Below are 14,236 nucleotides of genomic sequence, written 5' to 3'. Positions count from 1 at the left end.
CGACGACCTACGACGTCACTGTCGAGGGAGCGATCTTTGCAGGGATGCCGGTGTTCTCGTCCACGTGGTAGCTCGCACAGACACGGTGGTAGCCGTCGGCGATCTGCGCCGGTACTCCGGCGCGGAAGTCTCCCTGCACCAGCAGGATCGGAGACAGCGCGATCCCCTTGCGGATCTTCAACAGGTCGGCAGCAACGTGCGGGTTGTCGACCGGGAGCAGGGGTAGCCCGGCGGCCCGCAGGATGTCCTTGGCCTTCTTCGAGACCAGCGTCGCCGTCTTGAGGGCGTACACGAGAGCTTGGACCTGAACCGGTGTCGCGCCCAACTGGAGGTAATCGCGGGCCGCCGGGTAGTCGTGCTCGTCCGGCAGGTCCTTCCAGAGAACGGCAGGAGCCTTCTCGGCTACCTTCGGCTCTGCTGTCTTGGGAGCCTTCGGCTGGGCTGTCTTGGGAGCCTTCGGCTGGGCTGCCTTCGACGTTTTGCTCTTGGCCATCTGTGCTGTTTCCTTCAGTGTCGGTCCGCGAGTGGAGCTGGTGCAGAAATCGTGCACTATCAGCGCCGCAGGCACCACATCGGAGCTGTTTGGCCCCCTAGGCGGCGGGTAATCAGCAGACTGCGGGGGAACGAGCAGGAGGCGAAGCAATGAAGCGGATTCTCGCAGTGCTCGCAGCGCTGATCCTGGCGGTGTTCGCACTGACCGCGTGCAGTGACAACAACGATTCGTCGGACAACGATTCGGCCGATCACGACGGCATGGCGATGACCAGCATGGCGATGACCAGCATGCCGACCAGTATGTCGATGCCGAGTATGCCTCTGGGTATGTCGACGCCGGGAGCGTCGTCGATGGGAATCGTGATCAGCGGTTTCGGATATTCGACGCCGGAGTCGGTGATGCCCGGACAGGTACTGACCATTCAGAACAACGACACCGTCGAGCACTCGGTCACGTCCGATACCTCAGGGTTGTTCAACGAGGACATCGAAGCGGGTGAGACGGAAACCATCACGGTGCCGAACGAGCCTGGAACGTACACGTTCCACTGCACCTACCACCCGAGTATGCGCGGCACCTTGACGGTCAAGTAGAGGTCGTCCCCGTCCGGCGTAGCTTTTGCTGCGGAAACTTCGGCGGCGCGCACCCGATCAGGCTGGTGGAGAACAGATCCGGGTGTACGGTTTTCAGGTGCGCCGGAGAATTGCGATCAGTGTCGTCACGCTCGTGGTTTGTGCCCTCGGCTTTTCGCCGCCGGCGCTCGCGGATTCACCGAACGGCTCGTATTCGTCACAGCTGCTGTACTTCTCGGTCGATGTCGGGCCTGAACTCTCGACTCCGTGCACCGTCGTCGGTGAACTTTTTGTTCCCGACGGCGTCGATGCGGACAACCCAGCGCCCGCGATCCTGACCACCAACGGGTTCGGTGGTTCGTACAAGGACCAGATTCCCGCGCTGCAGAACTTCGCCGAGAACGGGTATGTCGGACTGACGTATTCGGGATTGGGTTTCGGTGGCTCGAGTTGCAAGATCACACTCGACTCTCCCGCGTACGACGGCGTCGCCGCCTCCCAGTTGGTCAGCTTCCTCGGCGGCCAAGAAGGGATTGCCTTCACGGATCAGGCTCTGACGCAGCCCTATCCGGCGCTCACCGCGGTGGTACAGGACTCCGTCGATCACACCGGTGCACCGTCGACGAACGACCCGCGGGTCGGAATGACGGGTGGCTCCTACGGCGGCGGGATTCAATTCGCCGCCGCGAGTGTCGATCCCCGTATCGACACGATCATCCCCATGATCACCTGGAACGATCTCTCGTATTCTCTGGCGCCCAACAGCACGGGAATCATCTCCGGTGTGTCGACAGCGGAGCCGGGAGCTGCGAAGGTGCTCTTTGCATCGCTGCTCTTCGGCGCGGGCATCGCGAATCCCGGTGTGGACGGCTACATCGCAGATCCCGCACGGCTACCCGGCTGCCCGAACTACGTCCCTTACATGTGCAACGCGATCGCCGAGGCGGTGGTGACCGGCGACATCGGACCGCAGGTAGTGAGTGAGCTCCGAGCGTCGTCGGTCTCGTCGTTCGTCGACCGGATCAACATTCCGGTACTGCTTGCTCAGGGACAACAGGACACCCTGTTCGATCTGAACGAGGCAACCGCGACTTACGACGCGCTGAAGGATCGTGGCGTCGATGCCAAGATGATCTGGCATTCGTGGGGGCACAGCCATTTGGCCGCTGCGCCCGGCGAATTCAGCTTCTCCGCTCCCGACGAAGACGCGCAATACGAAACCGGTCGCTTCATGGACTGGTTCGATCACTACCTCAAGGACGAGAACACGGAGACGGGACCGGAATTCGCGTATTTCCGTAACTGGATCGACTACGAGGGAAACGCGGCGCCGGCATACGCGACGTCCGACACCGTCGATGTCGGGACCGCCCGCGCCTTCCATCTGTCCGCTGACGGGGGACTGCTGCCGGACGGCACGCCGGTGATACCTGGTCCGAAGACGATCGTCACGGCACCGGGTGGTCTGCCGACGGGCATAGAGCCGCTCAATATCAATCCGGCCGGAAACATTCCGAATGCACAGATTCCGGGAACCGAGGCGCTCTGGACCACTGCGCCGATGACCGAGGCGATGGACGTGGTGGGAGCCCCCACTGTGACGCTGCGTGTTGCGGCGCCCGGACAGCCGGTGGTGTTCGCGAAACTCTACGACGTGGCCCCGGACGGAACTTCCTCGCTGATCAACGGACTGATTGCGCCCATACGCATCAGTGATCCGTCCCCGCCGGTCCCGGTGACGATGCCGGCGATAGTGCATCGATTCGAGCCAGGGCATTCCGTGCGTCTCGCGATCACCGGTGGCGACATCAGTTTCCGTGGGGGACTGCAAGGTATGCCGGTGACGATCTTTGCCGACGGTTCCGGCCCCCTCGAACTTCCCGTCGTGAGCTGAAACACCGTGGGCTGAATTTCAGCGAGAAATGGTTCGACTGTCGCCGCGGAACTCGGCCACGACGGTGTTGCCCTTGCGAACGGTCACGTCGTAGATCCCACTTCGACCGCCTCGTGCCTTCTCGGTGGCGACCGCGGTCAAGGTGTCGCCCAGACGGGTCGGACGTAGAAATCGGATGTCCGCGCGCGCTGCAACGGCTGAATCCTCGTAGCCGTTGCAGGCGAGCGCAAACGCGGTGTCCGCGAGCAGGAAAACATAACCACCGTGTGTGATTCCGTGACCGTTCACCATGGTTTCGCCCACGGTGACGGTCACGGTTGCGCTACCGGGCGCCAGCTCGGAAATCTCGATACCGAGTGCCTGCGACGCCTGGTCCGCGTCGAACATCTCTCTGGCGGTGATGCTTCCTGTGCTCACGAGACAACTCCTGTGGGATCGGAGAATTGCAGGGGTCTAGAGGACCGAGACAACTTCCTGGACGTACATGTCGACTGTGCCGGTGGCAAAGTTTGCGACATCTTTTCCAGCGGCGCCCATCTCCGGGGACTTCAGGCCGCTCTGCATCGTCTCGAGATCGGGAAAAACCAGGTTGGCGACGGCGTAGAAGACTGGATCGGAGCCGTCAAGCGTCGAGCACTTGCTGAACGTGAAGTCCGAGAGTCCTGGCACTGCGCTGGCGAGCGGGACGTGGATCTCGTTGTAGTACTTGTCGAAAGCCTCCGGATCGGTGGGGCGTCCGTAACATACTGCTACTCGATAGGTCATGTGCTTTCAATTCCCTTCGGGGCGAGTCTTGGCTACCAGAGTCAGGACGTCGTATGTCGCGACCGGATCGTTGTCCTGGTTCGTCACCACGGCATCCCAACGAACCTCACCGTAGTCGGCGCTGCTGCGAGGTGTGATGGTCTTGGCTGTGAGGGTGACCGTCAGGCTGTCTTCGGCTTTCACCGGGGTCAGGAACCTGAGGCTGTCCACGCCGAAGTTCGCGAGAACCGGGCCGGGAGCCGGGTCGACGAACAGACCGGCAGCGAGTGAGACAACCAGATAGCCGTGTGCGACGATGCCGCCGAACAGCGGGTTCGCCGCTGCGGCCACCGGATCGGTGTGTGCGTAGAAGGTGTCACCGGTGAACTCTGCAAAATGATCGATGTCTGCGAGTGTGACCTGGCGCGGACCGCCGACAACGGTGTCGCCGATCTTCAACTCGGCGAGACTCTTTCGGAATGGATGTTCGGATCCGGTCGTGCGCGCTGACCCGGTGAACCAGCGCTCGCCGACCGCGGTGAGCACGTCGGGTGTGCCCTGCACGGCCGTCCGCTGCATGTGGTGTAGAACTCCGCGGATGCCACCCAGCTCCTCACCGCCGCCGGCACGGCCCGGACCGCCGTGTACGAGGACTGGAAGGGGAGAGCCGTGGCCGGTGGATTCCTTGGCGTCGTCGCGGTTCAGGACGAGCACTCTGCCGTGAAAAGCTGCGAGGCCCAGCACCAGTCGACGTGCGATGTCGGTGTCGGCAGTGACCACCGAGGCGACGAGGCTTCCCTCGCCACAGGCCGCGAGTTCGATCGCATGATCGATGCCGTCGTATCCGATGACGGTGCTGACGGGTCCGAAGGCCTCCAGCTCGTGTACCTCGTGCGCATTCTCTTCCGCCCGGAGAAGGACAGGGGAAAGGAAGGCCCCTGACTGGCCGTCGGCACCGATCACGTCGACGTTGTCCGGGTCTCCGAATACGATAGTTGCCGACTTCGTCAGACCGCGAATGGATTTCAAGACTTCATCGCGCTGCTCGATGCTGGCGAGCGCACCCATCGTGACGCCGTCGGCATCGGGGTGTCCCACGACCACTTTGTTCAGTCGCTCGGATGCGGCATCGACAACGGCGTCGACCAGCGAGACCGGCACCAGGGCGCGCCGGATCGCCGTGCACTTCTGACCCGCCTTGACTGTCATTTCGGTGACGAGTTGTTTGACGTACAAATCGAATTCGGGCGTTCCTGGTACGGCGTCCTCGCCAAGGATCGACGCGTTGAGTGAATCGGCCTCGGCATTGAAATGGACGCCCTTGCCGACGACGTTCGGGTGAGCACGCAGCGTTGCGGCGGTGTCGGCGGATCCGGTGAATGCCACTGAGTCCTGCCCGCCGAGGTGATCGAGGAGGCCCCGTGCACTACCGGAGAGCAGTTGGACGGAACCCTCCGGGAGCAAGCCTGATTCGATGATGCGCCGGAAGACGAGTTCGGTGAGATATGCCGTGGAACTGGCAGGTTTGACGATGGACGGCACACCCGCGATGAATGCCGGTGCCAGCTTCTCCAGGAACCCCCACACCGGGAAATTGAAGGCGTTGATCTGTACGGCGACGCCGCGGCGTGACGTATAGATGTGTTGCCCGAGGAAAGTTCCGCCCTTGCCCAGAGCTTCGACGTTTCCATCCAGAAAGACTGTGCTGTCGGGCAATTCGCGCCGAGCCTTGCTCGCGTAGCTCAGCAGGGTTCCGAATCCACCGTCGATGTCCACGCCGGAATCTCGCGTCGTCGCGCCGGTGGCAGTGGAGAGTGTGTAGAACTCGGCTTTTCCTGCCATCAACGTGAGGGCGAGAGCCTTGAGCGCGCCGGCACGTTCATGGAAGGTCATCGCAGACAGTGCAGGCCCGCCGACCTCGCGTGCGTACGTAACCATCTCGGCGAGGTCGACGCCGGTTGCGGAGATCCGGGCCACCTCCGATCCGTCCACTGCGCTCGGCAACGGGGTACCTGCGTCCGGTGCGGCGTACCAGCGACCGGCTACATAGCTTTCCAACAGTCTGCTCACGACAACTCCATCTCACCGTACGTTCGGTCGGTAATTACGATCGCCCGGTAACGCCGCGTTGTCAAGGATTCGGCAGAACTGCCTGGAATCAGGCCTTGCGAAGTCCGTCGAAAGTGACGGCGACGACCGCGTCGGCAATGTCGGAGACGGACTCGCCCGCTCGGGGTTTGTACCACTCGATCAGTGAGTTGACGGTGCCGAACATCAGCTTGCTGGCGAGGGCCGGTTCGATGTCCGGGCGCAGGTCTCCCTCCGCTGCGGCGGACGAGACGAGGCCTCCGACGAAGTTGTCGAATTCGCGTCGACGGGCGAGTGCGGCCCGCTCGACCGTCGTGTTGCCGCGGACGCGCAGGAGCAGGGTGACGTACGGAAGCTCTGCGACCAGCACCTCTACGCTGCGCCGGACCAGGTATTCGAGCCGGTCGATGTACGGACCGGTGGTGGCGCCTTCTTCGGTCGTGACCGCAAACAGGGCGTTGAGGGCACGCGAAAGTGCGAGTTCGAGAAGTTCCGACTTGCCGGACACGTGGTGGTAGATCGAGGACTTCGTGATGCCGAGCTTCTTGGCGAGCACCTCCATACTGGCGCCGTCGTAGCCCTTGTCGTTGAACACCTTCACGGCCACGGCCAGGAGCGAATCGAGGTCGTAGCCGGGACGTCCGGGGAGGCCGGTGCGTCGAGTGGGGCGTGCCGTAGTCATGTCCCCATCTTCTCAGTTCGGGCAAAGCTGTGCACCATCCTTGTTTTCATCCTTGCCAAACGACCGAATGTTCGGTTATTAATGTAAGAGAGCGAGAAGGAGCGAATGTGAACACCCTGCACGTGGACGAGCGCGAGGATCGCGTCGTGGTCACCCTCGACAGGCCCGCGCAACGCAACGCGATCAACGCGGAAATGATCGACGAACTGCATCAGATTTGTGGACGCCTCGAACGGGATCCGAAGCTGCTCCTGCTTGCCGGGCGCGGAGACCACTTCGCGGGCGGCGCTGACATCGCGGAGCTCCGAGAGCGCGGACGGGAGGAAGCGTTTGCGGGTATCAACCGGACCCTGTTCGACCGTATCGGAAAGCTCCCGCTGCCCACCGTGGCCGCCGTGAGCGGTTATGCGCTCGGCGGCGGGGCAGAGTTGACCTACGCCTGCGACATTCGCATCGCGACAACGACGGCGGTCTTCGGTAATCCCGAGCCCAATCTCGGCATAATGGCAGCCGCCGGCGCCAGCTATCGGCTGCCGAAGCTCGTCGGAGTCTCGATCGCGAAGCAAGTGCTCCTCGGTGCCAGGAACCTCGACGCCGAGCAGGCGCTACGAGCGGGCCTGGTTGCCGAGGTGACCGAACCGAACTGCCATGTCGACGCAGCGCATCGGCTGCTCGACCGTATTTCCCGACTGTCCCCGCTGGCACTGCGATTGACGAAGATCATCGTCGACGCGCCGGGATCGCATCCGTTTGCCGACGACATCGCCCAAGCTGTCCTGTTCGAGAGTTCGGACAAGCACGATCGCATGACGGCCTTCCTGGAGAAGAAATCATGACTGAAGCAGTTGCACCGAAGACCGTCGGAGTCATCGGCGGTGGACGTATGGGTGCAGGTATCGCCCAGGTGTTCGCCGGTCTCGGCGGGGCGGTCACCATCGCGGAGAGTGGCGACGCCGAGGCAGCGTTACAGCGTGTTTCCACCGGCCTCGACCGCGCCCACGAGCGAGGGAAACTCGGCGACCAGGATCCCGCGACGGTCCTCGCGCGCGTGAGCGTCGTAGGCGCAGTGAGCTCCTTACCCCCGTCGCTCGACCTGATCGTCGAGGCGGTCCCGGAAATTGCGGCCCTCAAGGTCGAGGTGCTCGCCGCTGCGGAAACCGTTGCCGGAGAACGCACCGTGATCGCCAGCAACACCAGTTCCATGTCGATCGCCGAACTCGGCGCAGCGCTGACGGATCCGAGCCGGTTCATCGGTATGCACTTCTTCAATCCAGTCCCGGCGTCGCTGTTGGTCGAGATCGTCCGGGCGCCTCAGACCCGCCCCGAGGTTGTCGACTCGGTACGGGCATGGGTGTCGATGCTCGGCAAGGCCGAGGTGCTCGTCAACGACTCACCTGGTTTTGCAACCAGCCGGCTTGGCGTCGGTCTCGGGCTCGAAGCCATCCGCATGCTCGAAGAAGGTGTGGCGGACGCGGAATCGATCGACCGGGCCATGGAATTGGGGTACCGGTATCCGATGGGGCCGCTTCGTTCGACAGATCTGGTCGGGTTGGATGTGCGCCTGGCGATCGCCGAACACCTCGCGAGCACTCTCGGTGATCGATTTACTCCTCCAGCATTGCTGCGAGAGAAGGTGGCTCGCGGCGAGTTGGGGCGCAAGACGGGACAGGGTTTTCACACATGGAGCTGAACCGAACTGCCTGCGAAAGGAACATCGATGACTGACGTGATCCGCTTGGAGATCGAGCGAGGTTTGGCGACAATCACTCTCGACCGGCCTGAGGCAGCCAATGCCGTCAACGGCGAAATGAAGTCTCAGCTGCTCGAAGCGTTGCTGCAGGTCCGCGCGGACGCAGGCGTTCGAGCGGTGTTGATTCTCGCCGAAGGCAAGAACTTCTGCGTCGGTCAGGATCTGGGCGAGCACGCGGCAGCGTTGGATGCTGATCCGGCGCACGCGATGGATACCGTCGCCGCGCACTACAACCCCATCGTCACGGCGCTGTCGACGCTCGCTGTCCCGGTAGTGGTGGGTATCGGAGGGGCCTGCGTCGGAGCCGGGTTGGGGATCGCGTTGGCCGGAGACATCCGTGTCGTGGGGGCTCGCGCGAGCTTTGCGACGGCATTCACCGGCATCGGTCTGGCCAGTGACTCCGGGCTCAGTCATGCGCTCGTGCACGCGCTCGGACCTAGCCGTGCCAGTGGCCTGATGTTGCTCGGCGACAAGTTCGACGCGCAGAGCGCACTGGAGTGGGGCTTGGTTCATCGCGTGGTGGCCGACGAGGACGTCGCAGCTGAGGCTCGGGTACTTGCCCGTCGACTTGCCGACGGACCCACCGCGGCCTTCGCCCACGTGAAATCGCTGATCCGTGCCGTTGCTCCTGGGCTTTCCCAGGCGCTGGAGGCCGAGGCGAACGCGCAGGTGGAGCTGGGTTCCACGGCAGATCATCAAGGCGCGGTCACGGCTTTCCTGTCGAAGCAGAAGCCGGTTTTCGAGGGCCGCTGATTTCTGGTGCGTCGAAAGATTCTCTTGTGCGCTGGGACACCTCGGTGCATACTAGTTACCAACCGATCATTCGGTAATAAAAGGTAGGTACGATGACCAACGTGGAAGCTCCACAAGACCTGCAGAACCTGTTCGACGAGACGATCGCGGCAGACCAGCGCATCGAGCCTCGCGACTGGATGCCGGACGGCTACCGCAAGACTCTGATTCGTCAGGTTGCCCAGCATGCGCACTCCGAGATCATCGGAATGCAGCCCGAGGGAAACTGGCTCACCCGTGCGCCTTCGTTGCGACGCAAGGCGATCTTGATGGCGAAGGTCCAGGACGAGGCCGGGCACGGTCTGTATCTCTACTCCGCGGCCGAGACGCTCGGTGCCGATCGTGGCGATCTGACCACCAAACTGATCGAGGGAAAGCAGAAGTACTCCTCGATCTTCAACTATCCGACGCTGACCTACGCCGACGTGGGTGTGATCGGCTGGCTGGTCGATGGAGCCGCTATCTGCAATCAGGTTCCGCTGTGCCGCAGCTCCTTCGGGCCGTATGCGCGCGCGATGATCCGTGTGTGCAAGGAGGAATCGTTCCATCAGCGGCAAGGCTTCGAGTTGTTGGCGACGATGATGCGCGGCACGGAAGCTCAACGTGCGATGGTGCAGGAAGCCGTCGACCGATGGTGGTGGCCCGCTCTGATGATGTTCGGACCGCCGGACGACGAATCGCCGAACACCGAGCAGTCGATGAAGTGGCGCATCAAGCGGCACACGAACGACGAACTGCGGCAGCGATTCGTGGACATGTCGATACCGCAGGCCGAGATACTCGGTGTGACCTTCCCTGATCCCGACCTGCGCTGGAACCCCGAGCGTGGCGCACACGATTTCGGCGAGCCGGACTGGAGCGAATTCATGGATGTGGTCCGCGGCAACGGAGCGGCGAGCGTCGAGCGGATCACCAATCGGAAAGCCGCACACGACAACGGGGCCTGGGTTCGCGACGCCGCCCACGCCTTTGCACAGCGCGAAAGACTCGCGCACGATCGCACGACTGGGGAAACATCATGAGCGAGAACGATCAGGTACAGGGCGATCAGGTGCGGGGCGAATGGCCTTTGTACGAGGTATTTCTGAGGGGAAAGCGCGGACTGAACCACGTGCATGTCGGATCCCTGCGCGCGGCAGACGACCAGATGGCGCTACGCCACGCGCGCGACGTCTACACCAGACGTAACGAAGGCGTGAGTATCTGGGTCGTGCCATCCGCGAAAATCGTGGCTTCGAGTCCGGCAGAAAAGGATCCGTTCTTCGCGCCGAGCGGCGACAAGGTCTACCGGCACCCGACCTTCTACGACATCCCGGACTCCGTTCCCCACATGTGAGAATCACTTCGACTTCGAGGACCAACAGATGAACGATCACGACAGTGCCTACGACGGCCTGGTCGACGGTGACGGCCACGGTCAGTGGGCGTTCGGAACCAGCTTCGACGACCCCCTCGCCGGAGTCGACACCACGGTGCCCGGCGACGTCGATCTCGGTGCGCTGGCGCGCTACTGCCTCATGCTCGGTGACGACGCGCTCGTCAGTTCGCAACGACTCGCCGAATGGTCCACGCGAGCACCGGAACTCGAAGAAGAGGTAGCTCTCGCCAACGTCGGCCTGGACTTGATCGGGCAGGCCAGGCTGCTGCTGGCTCGCGCGGCAGCAGCCGATTCCACTGTGGTTCCGTTCATCTCGGATACGTCGCCGGTGCCGGCCGAAGATGCGCTCGCCTTCTTTCGTGATCAGTTCGGGTTCCGCAACGTGAGACTGGTGGAACTCGCCAACGGCGACTTCGCGCACACGGTCGTTCGGCTACTCGTGTTCTCGACCTGGCGGCTGGCTCTGTTCGATCGGCTGCGCACGTCGCGCGATCCGGTTCTCGCAGCTGTGGCGAACAAAGGTGTCAAGGAACTGACCTATCACCGCGACTACGCGGCAAGATGGGTCGTCACCTTGGGCGCCGGCACGGCAGAATCCAAGCGTCGGACGGCCGACGCCTTGCTCGAGATCTTCCCGTTCGTGGACGAACTCTTTGTTCCCACCCAGGACGAACTCGTTTTGGCAGAAGTTGGCGTCGGAGTGGATCCGCGTACTGTTCGGCCGGAGTTCGACGCTGTTCTTGCCCAGGTCCTCCATGCGGCCGAAATGGAAGAGCCCCCTTCACGTTTCTCCGGTTTCGTCGGCGGCCGCGGTGGACGTGCCGGACTGCACACCGGGGCGCTGGGACTACTTCTTGCCGAAATGCAGAGCGTCGCTCGGGAGCACCCGGAAGGGGTGTGGTGACCGTGGCTGCCACCACCGTCTCTTCCGCGCAGGAGATCGTCGCCTCGGTGATGGATCCGGAGATGCCACTGCTTACTCTGGCCGACCTCGGCGTCATCCGATCGGTCGACGTCGAAGCGAACTTCGTCTGTGTGACAATCACTCCCACCTATTCTGGGTGTCCCGCAATGGCGACGATGCGAGACGACATCGAGCACAAGCTGAACGATGCGGGATACGGCAGCGTCCAGATCAAGACTCAACTGTCGCCGCCTTGGAGTTCGGATTGGATCAGCGAAGAGGGGCTCGCGAAACTTCGGACGGCTGGGTACTCGGTGCCGGGGGCAGCGCCGCGCCGCACCTCGGGGCCGATCGCATTGACCTTGACGGCCAAGCCCCGCGACATCCTCTGCCCCCAGTGCGGTTCGGCAAACACCAGACTGAGTTCGGAATTCGGTGCGACCCTGTGCAAAGCGCTGTATCGCTGCCTCGACTGCCTCGAGCCGTTCGATCACGTGAAGGAGATCTGAACAGATGAGTACCGCAACGACGAACCGGAACAAACCCTTTCACCCGTTGACGGTTGCCGGTGTCGAATCACTGTGCGACGACGCAGTTGCCGTCACCTTCGACGTGCCTGCCGATATCGCCGATCAATTCGATTTCGGCGCCGGGCAGTCACTGACACTGCGGCGGATGATCGACGGCGTCGAACACCGGCGTTCCTACTCGATCTGTGCACCGGTAGGGGCGTCTCCACGTGTGGGGGTTCGCGAAGTAGCAGACGGACTCTTCTCCACCTGGTTGGTGCGCGACGTCAAGGCCGGGGATCAAATCGACGTCCAGGGTCCTTCGGGCAATTTTGTCGCCGATCCGGCACTGGGTGGACGGCACGTTCTGATCGCGGCGGGCTCTGGCATCACGCCCATGCTTTCCATCGCTGCAACACTTTTGGCGAACCCCGAGGCCGATGTCACCCTGCTGTACGGGAACAGGCGCACCCGTTCGGTGATGTTCGCCGAAGAAATCGCCGACCTGAAGGACCGGTACGGTGCACGCCTGGACGTCATTCACGTTCTCTCTCGCGAGCCGCGGGAGGTCGAGTTGTTCTCGGGCCGTCTCGACGCCGACCGGTTGCGTGAGATCTTCACCTCTCTCGTGCCGTGCGACCAAGTCGACGGATTCTGGTTGTGTGGCCCCTTCGGGATGGTCAACGACGCCCAGGAAGCGCTGGCCGGCTTGGGAATTGCCAAGGACCGCATCCATCACGAGCTGTTCTACGTCGACGACGTCGCTCCGCCGGTCGCAGTGCATCGTGAGCGCGGAATTGTCGGACCGAGCAGCGAGGTGACTATTACTCTCGACGGTCGATCGACCACCGCGACGTTGCCACGCGACCAGTCGATTCTCGATGCGGCTGAACAGTACCGCTCGGATCTGCCCTTTGCCTGCAAGGGCGGAGTGTGCGGAACCTGCCGCGCCAAGGTCACCTGCGGTGATGTCGAGATGCGCAGGAACTACGCACTCGAAGACTACGAAGTCGACGCGGGTTTCGTGCTCACCTGCCAGACCTTTCCTGTCGGTGAACAGATAACAGTCGATTTCGACGCCTGACCGCCCGCACAGCGCCCTCACTGAGCCCACCGGAGACAATCATGACCGAACTCGCCACTGCTACTTCGCAAGAAATCGAATTTGCCAGCCGGGACCGCATTTCGACGCTCCAACTCGAGCGGATGCAATGGTCACTGATGCACGCGTACACGAATGTTCCGCACTACCGCAAAGCTTTCGACGACGCCGGCGTCCACCCGAGCGACTTGAAGGATCTGAGCGATCTCGCGAAGTTCCCCTTCACCACCAAAGCGGATCTGCGTGAGAACTATCCGTTCAAGATGTTTGCGGTGCCCCAGGACAAGGTCTCGCGAATTCACGCGTCTTCGGGGACCACCGGTCGCCCGACGGTGGTGGGGTACACGAGCAACGACCTGAACAACTGGGCCGATCTCATCGCGCGCAGTCTCTCGGCCGGCGGCGTGCGGTCTTCGGACAAGGTGCACGTGGCTTACGGGTACGGTCTGTTCACCGGCGGGTTGGGAGCACACTACGGTGCGGAGCGTTTGGGCTGCACGGTCATTCCCATGTCCGGTGGCATGACCGAGCGGCAGATCCAACTGATCGAGGACTTCGAACCCGACGCGATCATGGTGACGCCGTCGTACATGTTGACCATCGTGGATGCGATGATTAAGAAGGGTATTGATCCCTCGAAAACCTCGCTGCGGGTTGGAGTTTTCGGAGCGGAGCCGTGGACCGAACAGATGCGTACCGAGTTGGAACAACAACTCGACATGCACGCCGTCGACATCTACGGACTCTCCGAGATCATGGGCCCGGGCGTGGCAATGGAATGTGTGGAAACCAAAGACGGGCTCCATATCTGGGAAGACCACTTCTACCCGGAGATCATCGACCCGGTCACGGGTGAGGTGCTGCCGGACGGAGAGGAAGGTGAGCTCGTTTTCACCTCGCTCACCAAGGAAGCGCTGCCTATCATTCGCTACCGAACCAGGGACCTGACCCGTCTGTTGCCCGGGACGGCGCGCTCGATGCGACGGATGCAGAAGGTCACCGGCCGGACCGACGACATGATCATCCTGCGTGGGGTCAATCTGTTCCCCACACAGATCGAAGAACTGATCCTGACGGTCCCCGCCCTCGCGCCTCAATTCCAGTGTGTGCTGGAGCGTCCGGGTCGTATGGACACCCTGACAGTTCGCGTCGAGGCTCGCCCAGACGCGGCAATTTCGGACCATGCGGCAGCGTCGTCTGCATTGCAGAAGCTGGTGAAGAACAAGATCGGTGTCACGGTCGAGGTAAACGTTCTCGAACCCGGCGGACTCGAACGCTCGATCGGTAAAGCGCGTCGGCTGATCGACCAACGCCCGAAGGACTGA

At 62.5% G+C, this 14,236-nt stretch carries 16 protein-coding genes; 11 read left to right on the top strand and 5 right to left on the bottom strand.

The features are described 5' to 3' along the window. Positions 1–7: 7 nt before the first annotated feature. Complete coding sequence (locus GJB56_RS20095) at positions 8–370, bottom strand: hypothetical protein (protein WP_029537164.1); 363 nt, start codon at positions 368–370, stop codon at positions 8–10. Positions 371–642: 272 nt separating this feature from the next. Here GJB56_RS20095 and GJB56_RS20090 point away from each other — a divergent pair, with 272 nt between their 5' ends. Both GJB56_RS20090 and GJB56_RS20085 read left to right on the top strand, forming a co-directional pair. After that, the gene (locus GJB56_RS20090) at positions 643–1,089 is read left to right on the top strand and encodes a cupredoxin domain-containing protein (RefSeq protein ID WP_080910340.1); all 447 of its coding nucleotides are present in this window, start codon (positions 643–645) and stop codon (positions 1,087–1,089) included. 82 nt (positions 1,090–1,171) lie between these two features. Further along, the gene (locus GJB56_RS20085; RefSeq protein WP_113682721.1) at positions 1,172–2,962 is read left to right on the top strand and encodes a CocE/NonD family hydrolase; all 1,791 of its coding nucleotides are present in this window, start codon (positions 1,172–1,174) and stop codon (positions 2,960–2,962) included. Between the two features lie 18 nt (positions 2,963–2,980). Here the strand turns inward: GJB56_RS20085 and paaI are convergent, their stop codons facing one another. From paaI to GJB56_RS20065, 4 genes are all read right to left on the bottom strand, one after another. Beyond that, positions 2,981–3,349, bottom strand: coding sequence for a hydroxyphenylacetyl-CoA thioesterase PaaI (gene paaI, locus GJB56_RS20080; RefSeq protein WP_195849625.1), 369 nt, complete (start codon positions 3,347–3,349; stop codon positions 2,981–2,983). A gap of 66 nt (positions 3,350–3,415) precedes the next feature. Continuing rightward, a complete protein-coding gene (locus GJB56_RS20075) occupies positions 3,416–3,727 on the bottom strand; it encodes an EthD family reductase (protein WP_003943191.1) in 312 nt (103 codons plus the stop codon). Positions 3,728–3,733: 6 nt separating this feature from the next. Further along, complete coding sequence (paaZ, locus tag GJB56_RS20070; protein WP_113682719.1) at positions 3,734–5,776, bottom strand: phenylacetic acid degradation bifunctional protein PaaZ; 2,043 nt, start codon at positions 5,774–5,776, stop codon at positions 3,734–3,736. Positions 5,777–5,864: 88 nt separating this feature from the next. Then, positions 5,865–6,476 (bottom strand): TetR/AcrR family transcriptional regulator, encoded by a 612-nt coding sequence (locus tag GJB56_RS20065; RefSeq protein WP_019745762.1) that lies wholly within the window; start codon positions 6,474–6,476, stop codon positions 5,865–5,867. A 107-nt stretch (positions 6,477–6,583) separates the two neighbouring features. Between GJB56_RS20065 and GJB56_RS20060 the strand changes: the two genes are divergently transcribed. The 9 genes from GJB56_RS20060 (at position 6,584) to paaK (ending at position 14,236) form a co-directional block, all read left to right on the top strand. Continuing rightward, positions 6,584–7,312, top strand: coding sequence for an enoyl-CoA hydratase/isomerase family protein (locus tag GJB56_RS20060; protein ID WP_046379474.1), 729 nt, complete (start codon positions 6,584–6,586; stop codon positions 7,310–7,312). Next, positions 7,309–8,166, top strand: coding sequence for a 3-hydroxyacyl-CoA dehydrogenase family protein (locus GJB56_RS20055; RefSeq protein ID WP_113682718.1), 858 nt, complete (start codon positions 7,309–7,311; stop codon positions 8,164–8,166). Before GJB56_RS20060 ends, GJB56_RS20055 begins: the two co-directional genes overlap by 4 nt. 27 nt (positions 8,167–8,193) lie before the next feature. Beyond that, on the top strand, positions 8,194–8,979 hold the full coding sequence (locus GJB56_RS20050) for an enoyl-CoA hydratase/isomerase family protein (RefSeq protein WP_047890229.1): 786 nt from the start codon (positions 8,194–8,196) through the stop codon (positions 8,977–8,979). 92 nt (positions 8,980–9,071) lie between these two features. Further along, complete coding sequence (gene paaA, locus GJB56_RS20045; RefSeq protein ID WP_113682717.1) at positions 9,072–10,040, top strand: 1,2-phenylacetyl-CoA epoxidase subunit PaaA; 969 nt, start codon at positions 9,072–9,074, stop codon at positions 10,038–10,040. Beyond that, entirely contained in the window at positions 10,037–10,354 is a 318-nt protein-coding gene (gene paaB, locus GJB56_RS20040; protein WP_020909477.1) for a 1,2-phenylacetyl-CoA epoxidase subunit PaaB, read from the top strand. The genes paaA and paaB overlap by 4 nt, the downstream gene beginning before the upstream one ends. A gap of 28 nt (positions 10,355–10,382) precedes the next feature. Beyond that, complete coding sequence (gene paaC, locus GJB56_RS20035; protein ID WP_042953177.1) at positions 10,383–11,300, top strand: 1,2-phenylacetyl-CoA epoxidase subunit PaaC; 918 nt, start codon at positions 10,383–10,385, stop codon at positions 11,298–11,300. 50 nt (positions 11,301–11,350) lie between these two features. Then, entirely contained in the window at positions 11,351–11,809 is a 459-nt protein-coding gene (paaD, locus tag GJB56_RS20030) for a 1,2-phenylacetyl-CoA epoxidase subunit PaaD (RefSeq protein ID WP_044480149.1), read from the top strand. Positions 11,810–11,813: 4 nt separating this feature from the next. Beyond that, entirely contained in the window at positions 11,814–12,893 is a 1,080-nt protein-coding gene (gene paaE / locus GJB56_RS20025) for a 1,2-phenylacetyl-CoA epoxidase subunit PaaE (protein ID WP_020909474.1), read from the top strand. Between the two features lie 41 nt (positions 12,894–12,934). After that, the gene (gene paaK / locus GJB56_RS20020; RefSeq protein ID WP_019745754.1) at positions 12,935–14,236 is read left to right on the top strand and encodes a phenylacetate--CoA ligase PaaK; all 1,302 of its coding nucleotides are present in this window, start codon (positions 12,935–12,937) and stop codon (positions 14,234–14,236) included.

The organism is Rhodococcus sp. AQ5-07 (genome assembly GCF_009707305.1).
Taxonomy (GTDB): domain Bacteria; phylum Actinomycetota; class Actinomycetes; order Mycobacteriales; family Mycobacteriaceae; genus Rhodococcus_F; species Rhodococcus_F erythropolis.
The sequence above is the reverse complement of the archived record's forward strand: the minus strand, read 5'-3'. Positions and strand labels throughout refer to the sequence as shown.